The sequence below is a fragment of the Tardiphaga sp. P4_G1 genome (genome assembly GCF_056401215.1).
On record NZ_JBFUJU010000004.1, the window covers coordinates 86,669 to 110,558 of the forward strand.

Consider the following 23,890-nt stretch of genomic DNA (forward strand, 5'->3'; position numbering starts at 1 on the left):
GCTCTAGAATTCCGGTACGAGAAAGAGTGCGGCCAGCGGTGGAAGGGTCAGACTGAGTTCGGGGACAAGCCCCTTGGCAATGACTTCGCCCGAATTGCCGACATTGCTGCCGCCATAATGCGCGGCGTCGGAATTCAACACCTCGCGCCAGGCGCCGGTGAACGGCACGCGGACGCGGTAATCGTGATAGACGTTGGGCGAGAAGTTCACGACCACGAGGCATTGCGCGCGCGGATTGCCGCCCTTGCGCAGCCAAGCGAAGACGTTGTTGCCGGCATCATCAGTGATCATCCATTCGAAGCCGGCGGGATCGCAATCGAGTTCATGCAGTGCCGGCTGGTTGCGATACAGCTCGTTGAGATCGCGGATCAGCGAATGGATGCCGGCATGCTTGTCCTGCTCCAGCAGGTGCCAGTCCAGCGACGTGTCGTGATTCCATTCGCGCTCCTGGGCGAATTCGCAGCCCATGAACATCAGCTTCTTGCCGGGATGGCCGAACATGAAGGAATAATACGCGCGCAGATTCGCAAAACGCTGCCAGTCGTCGCCCGGCATGCGGCCCAGGATGGACCGCTTGCCGTGCACGACTTCGTCATGCGATAGCGGCAGCACGAAATTTTCCGAGAAGGCGTATTGCAGCCCGAACAGAATGTCGTTGTGCTGGTACTTGCGATAGATCGGATCCTTGCTGATGTAATTCAGCGTGTCATGCATCCAGCCCATGTTCCACTTGTAGCCGAATCCGAGCCCGCCGAATTCGACGGGGCGTGAGACCTGCGGCCAAGCAGTGGATTCCTCCGCCGCCGTGGTCGCATTCGGAAATTTGGCGAAGACCTCGGTGTTGAAGCGGCGCAGGAAGCTGACGGCCTCGATATTCTCGCGGCCACCATATTTGTTCGGTATCCAGGCGCCGGCTTCGCGGCTGTAATCGAGATACAGCATCGAGGCGACGGCATCGACGCGCAGCCCATCCACATTGTAACGCTCAAGCCAGAACAGCGCGTTGGATACGAGGAAGTTTACGACTTCGGTGCGGCCGTAATTGTAGATCAGCGTGCCCCAGTCCATGTGCCGGCCCTGCAGCGGGTTGGCATGTTCATAAAGGGCCGTGCCGTCGAAATTGCCGAGGCCATGCGGATCATCCGGGAAGTGCCCGGGCACCCAGTCGAGCAGCACGCCGAGCCCCTCGGCATGACAGGCGTCGATCAGCAGTGCGAATTCTGCCGGCGTACCGAAGCGGCTGGTCGGCGCATACATGCCGGTCGGCTGATAGCCCCAGGAGCCGTCAAACGGATGCTCGTTGACCGGCAGGAATTCCACATGGGTAAAACCAAGATCGCGGGCATAGCGCGGCAGCGTCTCCGCGAGGTCGCGATAGGTCAGCCACTCATTGTCGCCCTTGCGACGCCAGGAGCCCAGATGCACCTCGTAGATCGACATCGGCTTGTTCAGCGCATTGATGTGATCCGGGGCAGGGCGCGGATGCGGGATCCTGGTTTCGTCGAGCACGATGGACGCCGTGGAGGGCCGCAGTTCGGCGGCGAAGGCCATCGGGTCGGATTTTTGCGTCAACTGGCCATGCGGGCCAATGATGTCGAACTTGTAGTGATCGCCGGGCGTGGCTCCGGGAACGAACAGCTCCCAGTAGCCCGCACCGCGCACGCGCATGGGATGACGCCGCGCATCCCAGAAATTGAAATCACCGACAACGCTGACACGCTTCGCATTGGGCGCGAGCACCACAAATCCGACGCCGCTGACGCCTTCAAGCACCATCGGATGGGCGCCGAGCTTGTCATAGAGCCGCTGATGGGTACCTTCGCCGAGCAGATAGAGATCGAATTCGGTGAGGATCGGCGGAAAGCGATAAGGGTCGTCGAGATCGACGGATCTGTCGCCATAGCGCGCCCGCAGTTGATACTTGGTCGAGCCATTGGCCAGTGCGCCGACAAACAGGCCGGCGTCATGGACGCGTTCCAATGCCGTCGTCGCACCGTGATCATCAATGGCATCGACCTTCACGGCTTCCGGCAGGAAAGCGCGCACGACCGTCTTGTCGGCTTCCTTGTGGGGGCCGAGATAGTGAAATGGATCGGAGTGGCGGCCTTCGACGATTGCGTAAGCCTCGGCGGGCAAATTGGTCATACGGCTTCCTCAGAATACTGGTTCAGAATGCGCAGAATGCCAGTCAGTGGGACCCGGAGCCAATCTGGCCGATGAGCGAGTTCGTATTCGATTTCATAAAGCGCCTTTTCCAGAAGGAAGAAGTTCAGCATTTCTTTGGTGGCTCCCGCGTCTGCCGGCCACAGCCGCGCATCGGTCATGGTCTCGCGATAGGCGTCAACGAAAGCCGTGGTGGCACGTTCCCGCCAAGCGTCCAGTGCGGCAGCCAGCTTGCCGGTGTCGTCCGAAGTGACCTTGAGCGCGCGTTCCAGCGCTGCCGTTGCCGAATAATCGATCGAGCGAATGAGCCCGGCGATGTCACGTGCAGCGGGTGCCTTGCGGCGGCGCTCATCGATCGATCTGCGCGGTTCACCCTCGAAGTCGATGATGAAGATATCATCCTTGACGATCAGCATCTGGCCGAGATGGAAATCACCGTGATGGCGGATCTTCAGTCCATCGATATTCTCCGGCAGCAGCTCGGTCAGCCACCCCCGCAAGCCGTGGCGCAGTTCCAGCACCTGATCGATCAGTGCGCGATCCGAATCCTTTGCAGCATTGCGACGCTGGGCGAGCGCACTAAATACCGGCTCGGCGCGTGAGACGATTTCGCTGATCCACAACTTGATGTCGTCAGGCGACGTCGGCTCCGGTTTGAAATCCGGGATGTCGTCGCGGCTGGCCAGCGCCATCTGCATCTCGGCGACACGGCGGCCGGTCTGCGACATATAGAGCAGATACGGTACCTGTTCTTCACTGTGCGGGGCGTGGTCATCCACCGCCAGCAGACGCTGCTCATCGGCGAAACGGTCGAGATAGGCCGATGTCACCGTCCAGGCATCGCCCTGATTCTGCACGAAGGCATGCACGATGGCGACGGCGGTGCGTTGATCGCCCTCCACCAGTTCGACACTGCCAAGCAAAGCCGGCGTATTGGTGAAACCGGCGATATCCGTCAGGAAACGGCTGACCTCGATCTCCGGATTGATGCCGGCCTGCAGCTTGCGATAGATCTTCACGACGTAATCGTTGTCGACCAATGCAGTGCTGTTGGACTGTTCGGTTTCGACCGCACGGATGTTCTCCAGCGGCGCAGCCGGCTTTTCGGCGAGCTTGGTCGTCGGCCGGAATTCCAGACGGTTGCCCTCTTCTTCGACGGTCAGTGAAATGCGCAAATTGTGCAGCAGCAGCGCAATGAAGATGTGGTCGGTGGCGACATCGAGCAGGGTACCTTCTCGCGCGCCCTGGCGGACAGCGGCAAAGGCTTTCGGATTGTAGCGTTCACGGTCGAAGCGGGTCCACTCGATCTGCATGGGCAGCAGATAGCGCGTCGCCACATTGCGCTGCGTGGTTTCGAAGAACACCAGCCATGGACGATTGTCGCCGATCTCGCAGAACGGGATCGCACCGGTGAGCACGGGCTGGATCGCCTTTGGCTGTCGCTCCGGATACCAGCGGCTGCGCGCCAGGAAGGAGGGCAGCACGTCGCGCTCGAACACACCGCGCGTACGGGCGAGCGTCATCCAGGTCGAGCCGAGCGGCACCACCAGCGTTTCGAATTCCGGTACCACCGGCGGCTGCGAATGCTCGGAGACATCGCGCAACTGCAGCTGGAACCAGTAGAAGCCGTAAGGCGCCAGCGTGATCATGTAAGGCAGATCGCCGATCGGCGGGAATTTGGTGCGGCCGAGCATTTCCAGCGGCACGCGTTCCTTCCACGGCGATAGATCGAGTTCGGTGGCCTGCGCGGCGCGCGACAGGTTGGCGACGCAGAGGATCGCTTCGTCGCCGAGCTGGCGCACATAAGCGAGAACGGAGCGGTTGTCGGGGCGGATGAAGGTCATGGTGCCGCGACCGAAAGCGAGCGTCGATTTTCTGACAGCAATGAGCCGTTTGGTCGCCGACAGCAGTGACGACAGGCTGCGCGACTGCGCCTCCACGTTCACCGACTCATAACCGTAGATTGGATCCATGATCGGCGGTGCATAGAGCCGCGCAGGATCGGCGCGCGAGAAGCCGCCATTGCGGTCCGGTGCCCACTGCATCGGTGTGCGCACGCCGTTGCGGTCGCCGAGATAGATATTGTCGCCCATGCCGATCTCGTCGCCGTAATAGATGATCGGCGTGCCGGGGAACGACAGCAACAACGAGTCCAGCAGCTCGATCTTGCGGCGATCGTTGTCCATCAAAGGCGCTAGGCGACGGCGAATGCCGACATTGATGCGCGCGCGGGGATCGTTCGCATAGGTCGACCACAGATAGTCGCGCTCGACGTCCGTGACCATTTCCAGCGTCAGCTCGTCGTGATTGCGCAGGAACATCGCCCACTGACAGTCGCCGGGAATGTCCGGCGTCTGCCGCATGATATCGGTGATCGGGAAACGGTCTTCCTGCGCCAGCGCCATATAGATGCGTGGCATCAGCGGGAAGTGATATGCCATGTGGCATTCGTCGCTGTTGCCGAAATATTCCTGCACGTCCTCCGGCCATTGATTGGCCTCGGCGAGCAGCAGCTTGCCTGGCGCATAGGCGTCGAGCTCGGCGCGCAGATGTTTGATGACCTTGTGCGTCTCCGGCAGGTTCTCGTTATTGGTGCCGTCGCGCTCGACAAGATAGGGGATCGCGTCCAGACGGAAGCCATCGACGCCGGCATCCAGCCAGCGTTTCATCACCTGCACCACGGCAGAGACGACGCGCGGATTGTCGAAATTCAAATCCGGCTGATGCGAGAAGAACCGGTGCCAGTAATAGGCCTTGGCCTCCGGATCCCACGTCCAGTTCGACTTCTCGGTGTCGGTGAAGATGATCCGGGTGCTCTGATATTTCTGGTCGGTGTCGCTCCAGACATACCAGTTGCGCGCACTGGAGCCGGCCGGGCTGCGGCGGGCGCGCTTGAACCAGTCATGCTGGTCCGACGTGTGATTGATGACGAGTTCGGTAATCACGCGCAGGCCACGGCGCTTGGCTTCGTGGATGAAGCGCTTGAAGTCCTTCATCGTGCCGAAGTCGGGATGGATCGAACCATAGTCGGCGATGTCGTAACCGTCGTCGCGGCCTGGCGACGGATAGAACGGCATCAGCCAGATGGTGGTGACGCCGAGATCCTGCAGGTAATCCAGCTTCTCGGTCAGGCCGATAAAGTCGCCGATTCCGTCATGGTTGCTGTCAGCGAAGGTCTTCACATGCAGCTGATAGATGATGGCGTCCTTGTACCAGAGCTTGTCGATCTCCTCGGCGCGCTGTTTCGCTTTAACGTCGATATCGGTCATTACGTTCATGTCAACGCTTTCAGGCGAGGCAACGGAAGAAGATGGCGGGATCGCGCTGGGGATCGAGACGCAGGCGGATGCCGCCCCATTCGACGCCATGGCGCTCGCCGGTAATGATGTTCTCGACGGCGGCGACATTGCGCTTCTCGCCATCGACTGTGACTTGCGTGTCGATCGGCAGCCAGAATTCATAAGGATCGCGCGACAGCGCGATGGCGCCGGCGACCGTATTGGTGCCATCTACCGACTCCTTGACGAAGCCGATGATGTTCTCGTTGTCGACCGGCATGAAGCGCAGGTTCGATGTCTGCTGCAACGCCGTGTTGGCACGGCGCGCGTGGTTGAGGGCGGTGATGTAGGGCTTGATATTCCCCGGCGCATTCCAGTCGCGGGTCCTGATCTCGTATTTCTCCGAGTTCAGATATTCCTCCTTGCCGGGGATGGCCTCGTGTTCGAGCAGTTCGAAACCGTTATAGATGCCATAAGTCGACGACAGCGCGGCAGCCAGCGCCACCCGCGCCTTGAACATCCAGGCTTCGCCGGATTGCAGGTGATAGGGCAGGATGTCCGGCGTGTTGACGAAGAAGTTCGGGCGATAGAATTCACGCTCGGGATAGCCGCACAGTTCGTTGAGATACTGCTCGATCTCCCACTTCGCGGTGCGCCAAGTGAAATAGGTATAGCTCTGCGAGAAGCCGAGCTTGGCGAGGCCCTTCATCAGCTTCGGGCGCGTGAAGGCTTCCGCCAGAAACAGCGCGTCCGGATGCTTCAACTGCACCTCGTGGATCGCCCATTCCCAGAACCGCAGCGGCTTGGTGTGCGGATTGTCGATGCGAAAGATCTTCACGCCCTGATCGCACCAGAACAGCAGCATGTCGCGGAGCGCATTCCACAGCGATCCCGCGTCCTCGCAATCAAAGTCGGGATTATGGATGTCCTCGTATTTTTTCGGCGGGTTCTCCGCATATTTCATCGAACCGTCCGGCCGGCGCTTGAACCAGTCCGGATGGTCCTTGACCCACGGATGATCCGGCGAGCACTGCACGGCCACGTCGATCGCCACTTCCAGACCGTGCTCCTTGCACGCAGCGATCAGCGCATGGAAGTCCTCCATGGTGCCGAGCTGCGGATGCAATGCATCATGGCCGCCCTCGGCGCCGCCAATGGCATAGGGGCTGCCGACATCGCCGGGCTCGGAGGTCAGCGAGTTGTTCTTGCCCTTGCGGTTGGTCTTGCCGATGGGGTGGATCGGCGTGAAATACAGCACGTCGAAGCCCATCGCCTGCACGTCGGGTAGGCGGGCAATACAGTCGCGGAACGTGCCATGCTGGCCGGGCACCGTGCTCTGGCTGCGCGGCACCATCTCGTACCACGCGCCGTTGCGGGCACGCTCACGGTCGATCATCAGCGGCAGCAGCGGCGAGCGCGTCAGGTCAGGCCGTAACTGCGCTTCGGCCATGGCGGTGCGCAGTTCAGGTGACAGCAGTGGCTCATTGTCGCCAGTCTGCAGGAAATTCTCGCATTGCTTGACGATGAGCGCCGATGCCTCGGGGCCACCGTTCTGCGCCTTGGTCATCAGGCCGGCGCCTTCCAGTGCATCCAGCGTGACGTCCTGTCCGGCCTTCAGCTTCAGCTCGAAGCCGTGGCGCCAGGTGGCGAATTCGTCGGTCCAGGCCTCGATGGCATACACATAGCGTCCGATGCCATCGGGGATGAACGAACCGCCCCAGCGGTCGTTCACTTCCAGCGTCATCGGGACCCGATTCCACTCGCGGTCCTGCTCGCGGTGCCAGACGATAGCCGCGGCGATGATCTCGTGACCATCGCGGTACAGGTCGGCATAGACCGCGACAGGTTCGCCCACGATGCGTTTGACCGGGAAGCGGCCAGCATCGATGATCGGATAGATGTTTTCGATATGGAAAGCCCCGCCGATACCGGCGGTGTCCACGATTTGCGATGTTCTGTTCACGGTGATGCCATCATGAGGTGTCGTCCCTGTTCGATTTTTCAAAAAGAGACGGTGCGATCATATACAAAGCCCCGTGACAGGGGTTTGGTTCCCCATGGAACTCAGCTTAGATCGACGCGTTGAAATCGGCTATCCTCTTCCGCAAATTCAGAAATTTCCCAGCAACTTTCGATTGTTGCTCTGCAAACAGCGTGCCGAATGGACCTTTTCACCAAAGCTGCCGAACTCGGAATCCAGACCGGTTTTCACGACGGTCAGGGCCAGTGGCACACCACGGGCGAAGCCGCCCTGAAGCTCATTCTGGACGCCATGCCGGTGCGCACGCCGCATCGTTTTGTCGAGAGTCCGGTCGTGGTCCGGGCCGGAGAGGGGGCCCGCACGGTCCTCAATGAGGCTGCCACGTTTCCCCTGACCTGGAAAATCCTCGACGGGGTTAAGGTTATCGCCGAGGGAACGACGGAGGGCCGCGAGATCACCTGGCCGCGGGATCTGCCGGTCGGCGTGCACAGGCTCAGGCTGGTCGACGCCAAGAAATTCCCCGATGAGGCGCCGTTCATCGTCGCGCCGTCCAAGGCGTTTCCCGGCACCTTTGGACGCTCCTGGATTCTCGCCGTGCAGCTCTACGGCGTGCGCTCCGAGCGCAACTGGGGCATCGGCGATTTCACCGACCTGCAGGACCTGATCAGACTGGCCGCCTCGAGCGGCGCCGGCGGTGTCGGGCTCAATCCGCTGCATGCGCTGTTCGACGACCGGCCGGCCGAATGCAGCCCGTATTCGCCGAACAGCCGGCTGTTTCTCAATCCGCTTTATATCGACGTCGAGGCGCTGCCCGAATACGCGGCCAATGACAGCGGCGATATGCTGGCCACTATGCGCGCGAGCCAATTCGTCGACTATGCGGATATCGCGGCCGCCAAGGCGAAGGCGATGCGTGCGGCCTTCGAGGCGTTTGACGCGGACCCAGGTTCAGAACGTCAGAAGGCCTTCGCCGCATTCCGCGCCGAGCGCGCGCCGCTGCTGACGCGCTTCGCCTGTTTCGAGGTGCTGCGCCATCAGCAGCAGACCGCGTGGTGGGACTGGCCGTCGGAATGGCTGCTGCCCGATGACGCGACCTGCGAGGCCTTCCGCGCCGGGCCGGACGGCAAGGAAGTCGCTTATATCGAATACGTGCAGTGGAATGCCGACCTGCAGCTCAAGGCCTGTTTCGATCTGACGACGAAGCTCGGCATGCCCGTCGGCCTTTATCTCGATGTCGCGGTCGGCGTGCAGTCCGGCGGCTTCGATGCCTGGAACGAACAGATTGCGATCTCGCGTCATCTCTCCGTCGGTGCGCCGCCCGATGCGCTGCAGCCCGCCGGGCAGAACTGGGGTCTCGCCGGCTTCAATGCCGCAGGGCTGGAAGTGCAGGGCTTCGCGCCGTTCAAGGACATGTTGCGCGCGTCGATGCGCTATGCCGGCGCCGTCAGGCTCGATCATGTGCTCGGCCTCAATCGCCTCTACGTCGTGCCGCATGGCTATGACGCCGACAACGGCGCCTATGTGAAGATGCCGCTGGAAGCGCTGCTGGCCGTGACGGCGCAGGAAAGCGTCGCCAATCGCTGTGTGGTGATCGGTGAGGACCTCGGTACCGTGCCGGACGGCTTCCGCGATCATCTCGCATCCTGGGGCATCTGGTCGTATTTGGTGATGATGTTCGAGCGCGATGAACGCTATGCCTTCCGCGGTATCGACTATTACGCACCGAATGCGCTGGTGACCTTCAATACCCATGATCTGCCGACCTATGCCGGCTGGCGCAGCCTGCACGATCTGCAGCTGAAGCGCTCGCTGGGCATCGATCCCGGCGAGAGCGACGATGCCCGCCGCTACGCGCTGCAGATGCTCAGCGAGGCGCTGCGAGCCCAGGGCATCAATACCGAAGACTTCTACGCTGTCGCTCACTTTCTCGCGCGCACGCGGACCCGTTTGCTGGCCGTCGCGTTGGAAGACCTGTTGGGTGTGATCGATCAGCCGAATATTCCCGGCACCATCAACGAGCATCCGAACTGGCGGCAGCGGCTGCCGGCCACGGTGGAGACGATGGCCACGTCGATCGATCGTGACGCGCTGCACATTGCAACCGCGGACAGGAGTTTGTCCGCATTGACCTAAATTTTGTCAGGTGGCGGAAAGACTTTGTACAGCAATATCGAAGATTACGCGCTGATCGGCGATTGTGAGACCGCCGCTCTCGTCAACCGCAACGGATCGATCGACTGGCTGTGCTGGCCGGCCTTCGATTCCGACGCTTGCTTTACCGCGCTGCTCGGCACCAAGGATCACGGCCGCTGGCAAATCACGCCCGACGCTCCGATCACGGCATGCAAACGGCGCTATCGCGGCGACTCCCTCATTCTGGAAACCACGCTGGAGACGGACGACGGCGCCATCACGCTGATCGACTTCATGCCGCCGCGCGGCGCCGCCTCTGATGTGGTGCGCATCGTCCGCGGCGATCGCGGCACGGTGACGGTCCGGATGGAGCTGATCATCCGCTTCGGATTCGGTGCGGCCATCCCCTGGGTGAAGCGCGACAAGGACGGCGGAGTGCTGGCGATTTGCGGGCCCGACATGACCGTGCTGCACACGCCCGTTGAGACCCATGGCGAGAACCTCACGACCGTCGCGAAATTCGAAGTCAAGCAGGGTGACAATATCCCGTTCGTGCTGACCTACGGACCGTCGCATCTGAAAGTACCTGCGCCGATCAATGTCGACGAGGCGCTGAAGGACACGGAGGAATTCTGGAAGGAATGGAGCAGCCGCTGCACCTATAAAGGCGAGCACCGCGATCTCGTGATGCGCTCGCTGATCACGCTGAAGGCGCTGATCTATGCGCCGTCCGGCGGCATTGTCGCGGCGCCGACCACGTCGCTGCCCGAAAAGCTCGGCGGCTCCAGAAATTGGGACTATCGCTTCTGCTGGCTGCGCGATGCGACATTCACGCTGCTGGTGCTGATGAACAGCGGCTACACGGATGAGGCGCGCGCCTGGTATCGCTGGCTGCTGCGCGCCGTCGCCGGCGCACCGGCCGAGATGCAGATCATGTATGGCATCATGGGCCAGCGCCGCCTGCTCGAATGGGAGGCCGACTGGCTGCCCGGCTATGGCGGCGCGCTGCCGGTGCGCGTGGGCAATGCTGCGCATGCGCAGCTGCAGCTCGACGTCTATGGCGAGTTGATTGATGCCTTCCACCAGACCCGCGTTGCCAAACTCGATCTCGAGGATGGCACCTGGGCGGTGGAATGCGAGATCCTCGAACATCTCGCTTCTGTCTGGAACAAGCCCGATCACGGCATCTGGGAGCGCCGCGGCCCCGGCAAGCACTATGTGCTGTCGAAAGTCGGCTGCTGGGTTGCGTTCGACCGCGCCATCAAGAGCGCCGAGAGCTTCAATCTCAAAGGCCCTGTCGACACGTGGAAGGCGCTGCGCAAGGAGATTCATCGCGACGTTTGCGAGAAAGGGTTCGATCCTCGCGAAAACACCTTCGTGGAATCCTATGGCTCGGACGTGCTCGACGGCGCCATTCTGCTGCTGCCGGCTCTGGGTTTTCTTCCGGCCGACGATCCTCGCGTGAAGGGCACGATCGCAGCGGTCGAGAAATATCTGATACGCGACGGCTTCGTGCTGCGCCACGATCCGCGCGAGGTCACTGGCGAGGTGCAGCCCGCCGAGGGTGCGTTCCTCGCCTGCAGCCTGTGGCTGGCCGAGGCCTATATCAAGATGGGTGAGATCGCCAAGGCGGAAGAACTCTTCAATCGCGTCGTCGCGATCGCCAATGATGTCGGCCTGCTGGCGGAGGAATATGACAGCGGCGTCAAACGCCAGACCGGCAACTTCCCGCAGGCGCTGACCCATATTGCGTTGATCGCCGTGGCGCATAATCTGGCGAGCGCCAAGCGTCCGCAGGAGAAGAAGGTGGAGCGGGCGAAGTAGCTCTTCTCTTAACCCTCCCCCTTGCGGGGAGGGGGCTACGTCACGTGGCATTCCTCTTCAAAATCATCTCCACCGCGCCCGCAAAGCCTTCCTCTTCATTCGACGATGTCACATCCGTCGCCTGCGATTTCACATCGTCACTCGCGTTGCCCATCGCCACCGACATACCTGACACCTTGAACATCGGCAGGTCGTTGCGCATGTCGCCAATGGTGGCGATGGCTTCGAGGGAGATACCCAGCCGCTGCGCCATCGCTTGTACGAAGGTGCCCTTGTTCTGATTGGGCGGCGTGATGTCGAGATAGTAGTTCTGCGAGCGCACCGCGACAGCCGTATCGCCCAGCGCCTTCTGCATCGCGCCCTCGCAGCGTTCCAGCAATGGAAAATCCTGGCTCGCACCGACGATCTTGCAGGCCTTGGCGAGGTAGGGCGAGAAGTCGTCGACCATCACGGCTTCATGCTGGATGGTGTCGCGCTCGTGCGGCACATATTTGCCGTCGTCGCGCTTGATCACCCATTCATCATTGGTGAAAATCCAGATATCGACGCCATGGTCTTCCAGCACTTCAATGGCGCGCTTGGTGGCGGCTTCCGGGATCAGGTGCTGCACGATGGGATTGAGGTCGCCGTCCACCATGGAGCTGCCGTTGAACGGGCCGATTGGCAGCGTGATCCCCAGTGGCTTCACCAGAAAGCGCATGCCGACGGGCGGGCGGCTCGATGTGATCGTGAAGCCGATGCCGGCGTCTTCCAGTTTCTTCACGGCCGCCTTGGCGGTGTCGGTGAGGCGTTTGTCGTGGGTGACGAGTGTGCCGTCGACATCGGACACCACGAGAGCGATCTTGGTCATGGTCTGATCCTTCAGGTCGGCAGTTGGCGGATGATGGCGGAGACGATGCCGTCGACATCGTCATCGATGGATACTGTGATCGGGCGCTCATTGGGGCCGGGGACTTCCAGCGTCTTGAACTGGCTGTCGAGCAGTGTCGGCGGCATGAAATGATTCTTCCGCGCCGCCATGCGCTTGGCGATCAGCTCCCTGGAGCCGTCGAGATAGACGATGCGAATATCGTCGCGGCGGTGCAACAGCAGATCGCGATAGGCGCGCTTGAGCGCAGAACAGGCAACCACGATTTTCTCGCCGGACGCGGTGACGCGGTCGATCTCGTCGGCAATGCTCTGCAGCCAGGGCCAGCGATCGTCGTCGGTGAGTGGCTGGCCCGCGCGCTGCTTCTCGATATTTGCCTTCGGGTGAAAATCGTCGCCATCGGCGAAGCGCCAGCCGAGGCGTTCAGCAAGCGTCTTCGCGATCGTGCTCTTGCCTGAGCTGGAGACGCCCATCACCACCAGAGCCTTGGGTGCCAGGATCTTGGGTGCCAGAGTCTTGGGCGCGGTGTCAGCCACGCGCGTCGTCCGGCAGGGCGGCCTTGTCGCACAGCCAAACGGTTTCGCCGTCCGACCGCGCGCGATTGGCTGGCAGATCCTCGCCCTTCAGCACCCGCGTCAGGATCGCGCGCTTGTCCTCGCCGCTCATCAGGAACAGCATCTCGCGGCATGAGGCGAGTGCCGGCAGCGTCAGGCTGACGCGCGGCACGAACGGCTTCGCATGGGCTTCGGGCACGCCGACAACCCAGCGGTCCTTGATCTCGATGGCTGGATAGCCGGGGAACAACGATGCCACGTGGCCATCGGGGCCGACGCCGAGCAACACCAGATCGAACAGCGGCTTTGCCTTGTCGAAAGTGTCTGCACCGTAGAACGACTGCAGTTCGCGCGCATAGAGCGCCGCCGCGTCGTCCGGATTCGCCGCATCGGTCTTGATTGGGTGCACATTCGCAAGCGGCGCGCATGCATCCAGAAACGCAGTGCGCGCCATACTCATGTTGTTGAGCGGATCGCCTGACGCCACGAAACGATCATCGCCGATGAACCAGTGTACGCGATCCCAGGGGATTTCGCTGCGATAGGGTTCGGTGGCGAGCAGTTCATAGAGCCGCTTCGGGCTCGATCCGCCAGTCATGCAGATGGCGATGCGACCGGGATTGGCCTCGATGCGCTCGATCAGCCGGTCGGCTGCGGCCTCGGCGAGAGCCACCGCATCCTCGACCACGACGATATGGCGATTGGGCGCTGTCATCGTGTCAGCTCAGCACGCGCCAGCTACGACCGTCGCGCTTGAGCAGGTCGTTGGCTTCTTCGGGACCTTCGCTGCCGGCGTTGTAGGTCTTCAGCCCATTCTTGCCGGCCTTCTTCCATGCATCGAGGAACGGCTGCACGGCACGCCAGCCGGCTTCCACGCTGTCGGCGCGCTGGAACAGGATGTTGTCGCCGATCATGCAGTCATAGATCAGCGTCTCATAGCCCGTCGCCGGCGCGGCCTGGAAGTAGTCCTTATAGCGGAACTTCATCTCGACGCCGTCGATCTCCACGGCAGGGCCGGGCACCTTGGTGTTGAATTTCAGCGAGATGCCTTCATTCGGCTCCACCGCGATAACGAGGAAATTCTCTGCGAGGCTTTCCACCGACATATCGCGGAACATCGCGAATGGCGCCTGCTTGAATTTGATCGCCACTTCGGTGCGCTTGATGCCGAGCGCCTTGCCGGTGCGCAGATAAAAGGGAACGCCGGCCCAGCGCCAGTTGTCGATCGACAGCTTCATCGCTGCATAGGTCTCGGTGGTACTGCCTTCCTTGACGTCCTTGGTCTTCAGATAATCACCAATGTCGGTATCGCCCACCTGGCCGGCGACATATTGCGCGCGAACCGAATTCTGCAGTGCTTCGGCTTCGGTCTGCGTGGTGACGGCGGCGAGCACTTCAGCTTTCTCGGAGCGCACCGCATTGGCCTCGAAACGCGCGGGCGGCTCCATCGCGACTAGCGATAGCAATTGAAACAGATGGTTCGGCACCATGTCGCGCAGCGCGCCGGTCGCATCGTAGAACGAGCCGCGATGGCCGACGCCGAGTTTCTCGTCCACGGTGATCTGCACGTGATCGATATGGTTGCGATTCCAGATCGGCTCGAACATGCCATTGGCAAAGCGCAGCACCAGGATGTTCTGCACCGTCTCCTTGCCGAGATAGTGATCGATCCGGTAGATCTGCTGCTCGTTCATCAGGCCGAGCAGTTCATTGTTCAGCTTCTTCGCGGATTCGAGGTCGGTGCCGAACGGCTTCTCCACCACAAGGCGGCGCCACGAGCCATTTTCCTTCAGCATTCCGGTGCGGCCGAGCTGGCGCGCGATCGGCGCGAAGGCCGACGGCGGCGTTGCCAGATAGAACAGGCGATTGCCGCCGGTGCCGCGTGCTTCCTCGAGTTTGTCGAGCTGGTCGCGCATGCGATCGAAGGATTCCGGCTCGCCCGGATCGGCCTCGATACAGGTGACGCAATTGAGCAGCTTCTGCGCGATGGCGTCGTCAACCGGGCGCGTCGCATATTGCTTCAGGCCCTTCATCAGGTCGTCGCGGAGTTCCGCGCCGGTCATGTCCTTGCGGGCGATGCCGACGACGCAGAATTTCTCCGGCAGAAGATCGGCCGCCTGCAGGTTATAAAGCGCCGCGATGACCAGCCGGTGTGCGAGATCGCCGGTGACGCCGAAGATCACGAATGCGCAAGGGTCTGGCTTCTTCTTGGATTTGGCAGGGCCTGGAGCTTGTATCTCGGTCATGCGGGCTACGCCTTTGGTTTGATGATATCAGGCGCGTCCTGCCGTTTTGGATCCGGATGCTGATCGGGCTCTTTGTGGCCGCCGAAACCGGCGCGCATCGCGGATAGAATCTTCTCTGCAAATGTGTGCTCCTTGCGCGACCGAAACCGCGCAAACAGCGCAGCAGTCAGAACCTCAGCGGGCACTGCCTCGTCGATGGCGGCATTCACCGTCCAGCGGCCTTCGCCGGAGTCCTCGACGAAGCCTGAGTAAGTATCCAGCGTCTCGTTCTTGGCCAGCGCGGACGATGTGAGGTCGAGCAGCCATGACGGGATCACGCTGCCGCGGCGCCAGACTTCGGCGATATCGGGCAGATTAAGGTCGAAGCGATGCGCCTCCGGCAGCGCCTCGATATTGGCGTTCTTCATGATGTCGAAGCCTTCGGCATAGGCCTGCATCAGTCCGTATTCGATGCCATTATGGACCATCTTGACGAAGTGGCCGGCGCCGACGGGGCCGGCATGGATATAGCCATTCTCGATGCGGGGATCGCTGTTGTCGCGGCCCGGCGTGCGCGGGATGTCGCCGATGCCCGGCGCCAGTGTCTTGAAGATCGGATCGAGCCGATCGACGACGCTCTTTTCACCGCCGATCATCATGCAATAGCCGCGATCGATGCCCCAGACGCCGCCGGAAGTGCCGACGTCGATGTAATACAGGCCCTTCTCCTTCATCGCCTGGCCGCGGCGAACATCGTCCTGCCAGAAGGTATTGCCGCCATCGATGATGGTATCGCCGGGCTCCAGCAGCCTGGTCAGCGCATCGATGGTGGTTTCGGTGATCTTGCCGGCCGGCAGCATGACCCAGACCGCGCGCGGCTTGTCGAGCTTCTCGACGAAATCTTCCAGCGACGATCCGCCGGTGGCGCCTTCGGAGGCAAGGCCGCTGACGGCCTTGGCGTCCTTGTCATAGACGACGGCGGTGTGACCGTTCTTCATCAGGCGGCGGACAATATTTCCGCCCATTCGGCCGAGACCGATCATGCCGAGCTGCATTGTGTGATGTCCTTTATTGATTGCGCATGACCCGAAGCAATGTCCGGGCCATGCGGATCGTCGTTTAGTTCAATGCGGCAGTAATCGCCTTGTCGAGAACAGCAAGTCCGGCCTTGAGATCGCCCTTGAGATGGATGCGCAGGGCGCGGCGGTTGCGATCCGTCAGCACGCCAAAGTCACCACGCGCCTGTGCCGCCTTGATGACACCGAACGAGGCGCGGTAATCGGGGATGGCGAGATCCTTGGCATCGTCCGCGGTGATCTGCAGGAAGACACCGGTATCCGGCCCGCCTTTGTAGGCCTGGCCCGTCGAATGCAGGAAGCGGGGGCCGAATTCGGCGCAGGTTGCGACCTTCTTCTTGTCGCGCACCGCCATCCGCATGTGCTGCAGCGTGTCGATATGCTCGCCGTTGCGTTCGACATAAGCGAGCAGGGCGACATAATCGCCGGGCGTGACGCGCCGGAAATGCGCTTTCAACCATGACGTCAGATCGCCATCGGCGCCGGCCTTCTTCAGCAGTTCGGCATTGCTGTCGTCGGTATAGAGATCGGCATCCTTCGACGACACCACCGGCGTTTCCGGCGGCAGCGAACCGGTCTTCTCGAAGGCTTCCGTCAGCTCGCGTGTCTTGATCTTGGCGGCCTCGACGTCCGGCTGGTTGAACGGATTGATGCCGAGTATGGAGCCGGCAACGGCTGTCGCGATCTCGAAGCGGAAGAATTCCTGGCCGAGATGATCGATCGACGGCATCACGATGCGCGCGACGGGATGGCCCGCCTTCTCCAGCGCGGCCAGCTTGTCGTCATGGGCCTTGTCGTCTTCGCCCGATGTGCGGAGGTCGATGAAGAAGCGATCGGTGCCATAGACAGAGGGTTCGCCCAGCGTCTCGCCATCGATCGGGATCAGGCCCTTACCATCCTTGCCGGTGGATTCGGCGATAAGCTGTTCGGCCCATGCGCCGAAATCGGCGATCTTCTTTGAGGACAGGATGGTGACCTTGTCGCGGCCATCGAGGCCGGCATTGCCCATGGCAAGGCCGAGCTGGACGCCGGGATTTTCAGCGGGCGGCACGTCCGGTCCGCAGGAGCGCACCATCGACAGCGTGAGATCCAGCAGTTTGGCCAGATCGACACCAGCCGCAGCGGCCGGCACCAGGCCGAACGGCGACAGCACCGAATAGCGGCCGCCGATGGTGGGATCGCCATGGAAGATGTGCGCGAATTTCTGCGTCTTGGCGACCTTCTCCAGCGATGAGCCGGGATCGGTCACGGCGACGAAATGCGAACCGGCCTTGTCGGCGCCGACCGCCTTGGTCACCTCGTCGAAGAAATAGTTCTTCATCACATTCGGCTCGGTGGTGCCGCCGGATTTGCTGGAGACGATGAACAGCGTCGAGGCGATCTTCACGGCTTTGCCCATAGCCGCGACCTGCGCGGGATCGGTGGAATCCAGCACATGCAGTTTCGGGAAGCCCGACACCTTGGCAAAAGTCTGCGCCAGCACTTCCGGCCCGAGGCTCGATCCGCCCATGCCGAGCACGACCGCATCGGTAAATCCCTGCGCCTTCACCCATTTGGCGAAGTCGTTGTAGTCGGCGAGCTTGGCCTTCTCGTCAAAGGCGCTGTTCAGCCAGCCCAGCCACTTGTCTTCGTCCGCGCCGGTCCAGACCGATTTGTCCTTGTGCCAGAGTCGGCGGATCTTTGCGGACGCGCGCCAGTCTTCGGTCGAGGTTGCGACCTTCTTCGTGACGCCGTCGCCCAGCGCCAGCTTCTGCGCGCCGATGCCACCACCCAGCGATGTTGCGCGCTTGTGCGCCACTGCGCCGTATAGCTTGTCGGCCGCATCGGCGAACAGCTTGACGCCGTCCTCGACAAGATGGGTGGTGATCGCGTCGAGCGAGATGCCGGTCTTGGCGAGGTCGGCCAGCACCTTCTTGGCATCCTCGACATTCTCTTCGAGGCTGTCGCGCACCTCGCCGTGGTCGCGGAACGCGTCCAGCGTGGCGGGCGGCACGGTGTTGACGGTGTTCTTGCCGATCAGCTCTTCCACATAGAGCGTGTCGCGATAGTCCTTGCTCTTCACGCCGGTGGAAGCCCAGAGCAGCCGCTGCGGTTTTGCGCCTTTGGCCTTCAGCTTCTCCCAGCGCGGGCCGGCGAACAGTTCCAGATATTCCTGATAGGCGAGTTTCGCATTGGCGATGGCGACCTTGCCCTTGAGGTCCTTGAGCCGCGCCTTCTCGGAGGGATCATTGGCCTTGGCGATCTTGTCGTCGAGCTGCTTATCGACCTGCGCATCGATGCGGCTGACGAAGAAAGAGGCGACGCTGGCCACATGCGAGGGATCGCCGCCCCCGGCAACATATTTTTCCAAGCCGTTGAGATAGGCCTCGGCGACCTCCACATAGGTCTTCTGCGCGAACAGCAGCGTCACATTGATGCTGATGCCTTCGCCGATCAATTGTTCGATGGCGGGCAGGCCTTCCGGCGTCGCCGGCACCTTCACCATCAGGTTCGGGCGCTTGACGCTCGCCCACAGGCGCTCCGCCTCAGTGACTGTGCCCTTGGTGTCATTGGCGAGATAGGGCGAGACTTCCAGGCTGACGAAACCATCATCGCCCTTCATCTTGTCATAGACCGGCTTCAGCACATCGGCGGCGTGCTGGATGTCCTCGACGGCAATGTGCTCGAACAGGTCGGCAGGCGACTTGTCGCCGGACTTCAACGCCTCGGCAATCGGGGCATCATATTCGTCCGAACTTCCGATCGCCTTCTCGAAGATCGCCGGGTTCGACGTCACGCCCTTCACGGCGTCAGTGTCGATCAGCTTCTTGAGGTCGCCTTTGGCGACGAAGCCGCGGGCGAGGAAGTCCAGCCAGACGGCCTGACCGTGAGATTCGAGTGCTTTGACGGGATTCATGATGCCTTGTTCTGCTTACAATTATCAAAAGGCCGATCGCCGCGCGAAACGTTCCGCGGCCCGGTTCCAATGATCGCCCCAAACCCATACGCATGGCAAGCCGAACGGTTCCATTCTGGTCGCGGGAGCCGGATCGCAATTCCGTGTTCGCCAGATTGGCCCGGTGGCATGACAATTGTGCAAATTTTGTGCGTCGGTTTTGTGGGTTGGGGAGCGCCTCCAGCCCTCACGTCATTGCGAGGAGCGAAGCGACGCGGCAATCCAGAGGGGCACAAGCGAAGAAAGACTGGATTGCTTCGTCGCAAGGGCTCCTCGCAATGACGGCGAAGAGCTGGGAGTCAGGGCCGGATGTACAGATAGCCCTGCGACTGCAGCTCCGCGATCCGGACCACACCTCCGCGGTCGGCGATGGTGAAGCCCGGCAGCAGGCCGTCCAGCGTCACATCCTGCGCCTTCATGGTGTTGCCGCAGGCGGCCAGTTGCAGGCCGGCCTTGGTGAATTTGCTAACCCGCGCGGTAATGTCGGGATTGGTGGAAGCCCGGGCAAATGACTTCAGCGCCGGACCGAGCACGACCAGTGCGATGGTAACGTTGTCGGGGCCGCCGACACCGTCGAAATGATTCTGGATATTGCCGAGCGCGAAATTCACCCGGTCGGCATCGGCGAGGTGATAGACTATCTTGAGCTTGGCAGGTGGCTTTGCGTCAGTCGCTGCCGCGCTGGCCTGCGAGGCGACCAGTCCCGCGCCGATCGACGACAGAGCGGTCCACAATAGGCTGCGTCGATTCATGGCTCGCTCCGATTGGGCGTCAATCACGTTCACTTGCTGCGCATCGCCGCGAGTTCCTTGCGATCCGTGATCAACGATTCACATTCCTTCAGGTTTGTGCGATCGAGCCGGAAAATCTTGTCGTCTTCGCCGCCGGTGAGCGCGTCGGTGCCGGGTTCTTCATCGGGCTTACTGTTCTGCCAGATGCGGACGCGCTCGACACGGACCAGCGTTGCGTCGATGTCTTTGGCCAGGCCGATCGCAATGCCGCCGCCGTCGCAATCGACACTGCATGCGAACTTCACTTCCTGGCCCTTGTCGGTATCCTGGATCTGGCCGCAAGAACCGCTGGAATCCCAGTCGCCTTTGCGATGGCGATATTTGAAGCCGAGCCGGAACGAGTAGGGCGTGTAGCTTTGTTCGGGCGGATGCCCGGCGACGACCAGCAGCTTCATGGTGCTGACCTTCTGTTTGGGATGCCGTGCCAGATGCTCGGCGTCATAGCGCCGGACGAAGCACGCATAGGTCAGCTTCGGACCAAGCGGGCCGGCAAACATGCGCTTGTTGAATTCGGCTGCCTTCACCGCATCGACCTTGGCCGGCTCGTCCTCGGCGCGCGCCAGCGGGCCGCCGATGGTCAGGGCGGAGGTGAGAACCAGAAGGGACAACACACGGATGGTCATCGACGTCTCGCAAGGTGAGGCGGCCCGTTGCGGGCCAGTTCACCTTGGTCGCGTCAGAAGCGGGATGCGTTCAATCGACGCTGGGCGCGGTCGATGCACTCCCTCGCCCCGCACTTGCGGGGAGAGGGTGGGGTGAGGGGCTTTTGCTGAGCTTCACCTCTAACTCCCCCTCACCCGGAGCCGTCGCTGCGCGCCGACTCCGACCTCTCCCCGCAAGCGGGGAGAGGTTAGGTAGCATCGCGTCGACCGTGAATTCAAAGATCGCTCTTCGCGAGATCCCACATCAGCCGGTAGGTCCCCTCGGAAATCAGCTCTGCCTTTGCCGCTGCAATGGCCGCAGTGAAGCGGCCCTTCATGGTCGCAGCGACGGCGTCGACATCCGTGCCGTCGATCATCACATACCAGTCGCGGGCGGCGGGATTGGGCGCGGCAGGATCGTCGGTGAGCGGCTTCGAGAGGCGGGGATCGCTCTCCATCAGATGCATCGAAATGATGCCGTTGATATCGCCCGGATCGAGCTGCGCTTCGATGGCGCTGCGCAGTTTGTCAGCGCCTTCGGCGGGTGGCCGGATGCGCACCAGCCCGAGCGCCGCGCCGCGGCCCTGACCGCGACTGACGGTGATCCGCGCCACCGAACGCAGCATGTTCTGGAAGCGGCCGATATTGGTCAGCGACCATTTGGTCTGGTTCGCCAGCGCCATGCGATAGGCGTCGCTGTCCAGCACATCGAATGTCGCGGTCGAATACAGGCCGAGATATTTCGGCCTGGCGTTCACGGCCACATAGCGGCGGGCTTCGACGAAGCCCTCGATGGCGACGCGCTCGGCGAGATGCTCGCGGTCGTACCATTGGTTGAATTCCTGCTCATGGCTGGCGTCGATATCCATCGACGTCATCAGCATTCCCGTGCCTTTGATCGGCATTCCAGAAGTCCTATTTCAGTTTCGACGCGACATCGGCGATGGCCTTCATCACCGCATCGCGCATGCCGGGGTCATACAGGCTGTGACCGGCGCTTTCAACGATGCGCACCTCAGCATCCGTCCAGCGCCTGGCCAGGGTGTGCGATGTCGCGGGCGGGCAGAGGAAGTCGTAACGGCCCTGAATGATGACGCCGGGAATGCCGGTGAGTTTGCCGGCGTCTTCCATGAGCTGCTGCGGCCGCATAAAGCAGTCGTGCTTGAAGTAATGTGCTTCCATCGCGGGTGTCGCCGGCATCATCCGCGTGGTGTTGCCGAGTTCGGCACGGTCGAGCCGCGTGCGCTTCGGCGCGATCTCCGACAGGATGGCTTCGGTGCCGCCCCAGGCGCGGATCGCCGGGACATGCACGGCCGGATCGGCATCGAGAATGCGGCGATAGAAATTCGGCAGCGGATCGGCGCGCTCGGCTTCGGCAAGAGCGCTCAGAAAATCTCCATGCAGGCCGGGATAATGCCGCGGCAACATGACGTTGAAGACATCATGCAATTCCTCCCGCGTGCCGAGAAACGTTGCGCGCAGCACGATGCCGGTCACGCGATCCGGATGTGCCTGCGCATAGGCCAGCGCCAGCGTCGCGCCCCAGGAGCCGCCGACCACGAGCCATTTGTCGAAGCCGAATGTTTGTCGGATCGTTTCCATATCGGCGATCAGATGCGGCAGCGTATTCGCCTCGCGCTCGCCTTTCGGCTTGCTGCGGCCGGCGCCGCGCTGATCGAACAGAACGGTGTGAAAACGCTGCGGATCGAACAGCCGGCGGTGATCGGGCTGGCAGCCGGAGCCGGGGCCGCCATGCAGATAGACTGCGGGAATGCCGTCGCTGCGGCCGACGCTCTCCACATGGATTGCGTGGCCGTCGCCGACATCCAGATGTTCCGAGGTCAGCGGCGCAAACAGGTCCGCATTCACCGGGGCGGGGACATCAGCGGCCATGGACGTCGTCCGCGTCCGGCTCCAGCGTGCCGCCTTTGAAGTTGCGATAGATGAAGCGGTCGCGGCCCTCAGTGGATTCCGTCTCGGCCATTTTGAAGATTTCGGCGTGAACAGGCGACAGCGTGCAGGCGGGGTCGGTATTGCCGGCATCGCCGGTCAGCGCGAAGGCCTGGCAGCGGCAGCCGCCAAAATCCACTTCCTTGAACGCGCAGCTCTGGCATGGCTCGGGCATCCAGCCGGTGCCGCGATAGCGGTTGAAGGCTTCGGAGTTCTGCCAGATCCAGGCGATCGAATGATTGGAGCGCACGGATTCAAACTCCATCCCGGTGATGGTCTCGGCGGCATGGCAGGGCAGGATCTTGCCTGATGGAGAGATGTTGAAGAACTGCCGGCCCCAGCCGCCCATGCATTTTTTCGGTCGCAGCGCGTAATAGTCCGGGACGACATAGTCGATATCGAGAATGCCCTTCAGGCGCACTTGCGCATCCTCGACGATGCGGCTGGTCTCGTCGATCTGATCGATGGTCGGCATCAGGGCGGCGCGGTTCTTCAGCGCCCAGCCGTAATACTGCACATTCGCGACCTCCAGCCGGTCGGCGTCGAGATCGACCGCCATCTGGATGATGTCGGCGAGCTGATGCAGGTTCTGCCGGTGCATCACCGCATTCACCGTCAGCGGCAGGTCGAGCTCGCGCGTCCATCTGGCGACTTCGAGCTTCTTCGCGTGGCCATTGCGATAGCCGCCGACGCGGTCGGCCACCACGGGCTCATTGCCCTGGAAGCTGATCTGCACATGGCATAGCCCGGCATCGGCGAGCGCGGAGAGTTTATCGCGCGTCAGCAGCACCGCCGAGGTGATGAGATTGGAATACAGGCCCACATCCGTCGCGTGCTGCACCAGCTCCACGATGTCCTTGCGCGCGGTCGGCTCGCCGCCGGAGAAGTGGATCTGCAGCACGCCGATCTCGGCAAGCTCGGACAGCACCTTCTTCCATTCGTCGGTGGTCAGCTCGGTGCTGCCGCGGTCGAGCTCCACCGGATTGGAGCAGTATGGACATTGCAGCGGGCAGCGATGGGTGAGTTCGGCCAGCACGGCGAGGGGAATGCCGAAGGTCTCAGCCGTCGAGCGCGTGCGCTCCATGATCGCGAGACTGTCGGCGGGATCGGTGAAGACCGGACTGGCGTCGGTGAGGGTGGGACTCATGCTGTCTTCTCCCGCGCTTGCGTGAGAAAGCCCTTGTCGGCGAGATCCTGCAGCATCGCGAGAACATCGGTGCCGATATCGTCGCGCGGCGCGGCATATTTGGCCACCAGGAGATCGATGATATCGGCCACGCTGCGTGCGCCGTCACAGAGTTGCAGGATTTCCACGGCGATATCGTCCGGCGCCAGCACACGCTCCGGCGCCAGGATCACCCAGCGCTGGCGCGTCTCGTCGAACTTCAGCCGGGCGTGGCGCGGCAAGATCGGCTTGCTGGCCTCGCTGACACTGATCCGACGATTGCTGCGCAACTCCGTCATCGTTGCC

The 23,890-nt window shown here is 62.0% G+C and carries 17 protein-coding genes; 2 read left to right on the forward strand and 15 right to left on the reverse strand.

The genetic code is table 11. The features are described from left to right. Positions 1-3: 3 nt before the first annotated feature. The 3 genes from glgB to AC1DUY_RS10845 are packed head-to-tail and all read right to left on the reverse strand — an operon-like array spanning position 4 to position 7,404. Entirely contained in the window at positions 4-2,145 is a 2,142-nt protein-coding gene (glgB, locus tag AC1DUY_RS10835; RefSeq protein WP_478114189.1) for a 1,4-alpha-glucan branching protein GlgB, read from the reverse strand. Then, positions 2,142-5,441 carry a maltose alpha-D-glucosyltransferase gene (gene treS, locus AC1DUY_RS10840; RefSeq protein ID WP_478114191.1) on the reverse strand — a complete coding sequence of 1,100 codons (3,300 nt, stop codon included), beginning with the start codon at positions 5,439-5,441 and terminating at the stop codon, positions 2,142-2,144. Before treS ends, glgB begins: the two co-directional genes overlap by 4 nt. 10 nt (positions 5,442-5,451) lie before the next feature. Then, a complete protein-coding gene (locus AC1DUY_RS10845; RefSeq protein ID WP_478114193.1) occupies positions 5,452-7,404 on the reverse strand; it encodes an alpha-1,4-glucan--maltose-1-phosphate maltosyltransferase in 1,953 nt (650 codons plus the stop codon). Between the two features lie 198 nt (positions 7,405-7,602). Between AC1DUY_RS10845 and malQ the strand changes: the two genes are divergently transcribed. Next, the gene (malQ, locus tag AC1DUY_RS10850) at positions 7,603-9,555 is read left to right on the forward strand and encodes a 4-alpha-glucanotransferase (RefSeq protein WP_478114195.1); all 1,953 of its coding nucleotides are present in this window, start codon (positions 7,603-7,605) and stop codon (positions 9,553-9,555) included. 24 nt (positions 9,556-9,579) lie between these two features. Further along, entirely contained in the window at positions 9,580-11,379 is a 1,800-nt protein-coding gene (locus AC1DUY_RS10855) for a glycoside hydrolase family 15 protein (RefSeq protein WP_478114197.1), read from the forward strand. A gap of 40 nt (positions 11,380-11,419) precedes the next feature. Here AC1DUY_RS10855 and AC1DUY_RS10860 read toward each other — a convergent pair whose 3' ends face one another. The 12 genes from AC1DUY_RS10860 to pqqD form a co-directional block, all read right to left on the reverse strand. Then, positions 11,420-12,229: an HAD family hydrolase gene (locus AC1DUY_RS10860; RefSeq protein WP_478114199.1), complete on the reverse strand. Its 810-nt coding sequence runs from the start codon at positions 12,227-12,229 to the stop codon at positions 11,420-11,422. Positions 12,230-12,240: 11 nt separating this feature from the next. Then, positions 12,241-12,720 carry a gluconokinase gene (locus AC1DUY_RS10865; protein ID WP_478114637.1) on the reverse strand — a complete coding sequence of 160 codons (480 nt, stop codon included), beginning with the start codon at positions 12,718-12,720 and terminating at the stop codon, positions 12,241-12,243. 55 nt (positions 12,721-12,775) lie between these two features. Further along, entirely contained in the window at positions 12,776-13,516 is a 741-nt protein-coding gene (gene pgl, locus AC1DUY_RS10870; protein ID WP_478114201.1) for a 6-phosphogluconolactonase, read from the reverse strand. Between the two features lie 4 nt (positions 13,517-13,520). Then, a complete protein-coding gene (zwf, locus tag AC1DUY_RS10875; RefSeq protein ID WP_478114203.1) occupies positions 13,521-15,047 on the reverse strand; it encodes a glucose-6-phosphate dehydrogenase in 1,527 nt (508 codons plus the stop codon). Between the two features lie 5 nt (positions 15,048-15,052). Beyond that, positions 15,053-16,081 (reverse strand): phosphogluconate dehydrogenase (NAD(+)-dependent, decarboxylating), encoded by a 1,029-nt coding sequence (gene gnd, locus AC1DUY_RS10880; protein WP_478114205.1) that lies wholly within the window; start codon positions 16,079-16,081, stop codon positions 15,053-15,055. Between the two features lie 64 nt (positions 16,082-16,145). Then, positions 16,146-18,998 (reverse strand): bifunctional transaldolase/phosoglucose isomerase, encoded by a 2,853-nt coding sequence (locus tag AC1DUY_RS10885; RefSeq protein ID WP_478114207.1) that lies wholly within the window; start codon positions 18,996-18,998, stop codon positions 16,146-16,148. A gap of 338 nt (positions 18,999-19,336) precedes the next feature. Beyond that, entirely contained in the window at positions 19,337-19,789 is a 453-nt protein-coding gene (locus AC1DUY_RS10890) for a DsrE family protein (RefSeq protein ID WP_478114209.1), read from the reverse strand. Positions 19,790-19,818: 29 nt separating this feature from the next. Beyond that, positions 19,819-20,451: a hypothetical protein gene (locus AC1DUY_RS10895; protein ID WP_089267443.1), complete on the reverse strand. Its 633-nt coding sequence runs from the start codon at positions 20,449-20,451 to the stop codon at positions 19,819-19,821. Positions 20,452-20,705: 254 nt separating this feature from the next. Further along, complete coding sequence (locus tag AC1DUY_RS10900) at positions 20,706-21,374, reverse strand: hypothetical protein (RefSeq protein ID WP_478114211.1); 669 nt, start codon at positions 21,372-21,374, stop codon at positions 20,706-20,708. A 10-nt stretch (positions 21,375-21,384) separates the two neighbouring features. Continuing rightward, entirely contained in the window at positions 21,385-22,362 is a 978-nt protein-coding gene (pip, locus tag AC1DUY_RS10905; RefSeq protein ID WP_478114213.1) for a prolyl aminopeptidase, read from the reverse strand. Next, positions 22,352-23,566, reverse strand: a complete 1,215-nt coding sequence (gene pqqE, locus AC1DUY_RS10910; RefSeq protein ID WP_478114215.1) for a pyrroloquinoline quinone biosynthesis protein PqqE — start codon at positions 23,564-23,566, stop codon at positions 22,352-22,354. Before pqqE ends, pip begins: the two co-directional genes overlap by 11 nt. Next, a complete protein-coding gene (pqqD, locus tag AC1DUY_RS10915) occupies positions 23,563-23,883 on the reverse strand; it encodes a pyrroloquinoline quinone biosynthesis peptide chaperone PqqD (protein ID WP_175367259.1) in 321 nt (106 codons plus the stop codon). The genes pqqE and pqqD overlap by 4 nt, the downstream gene beginning before the upstream one ends. Between the last annotated feature and the right edge of the window lie 7 nt (positions 23,884-23,890).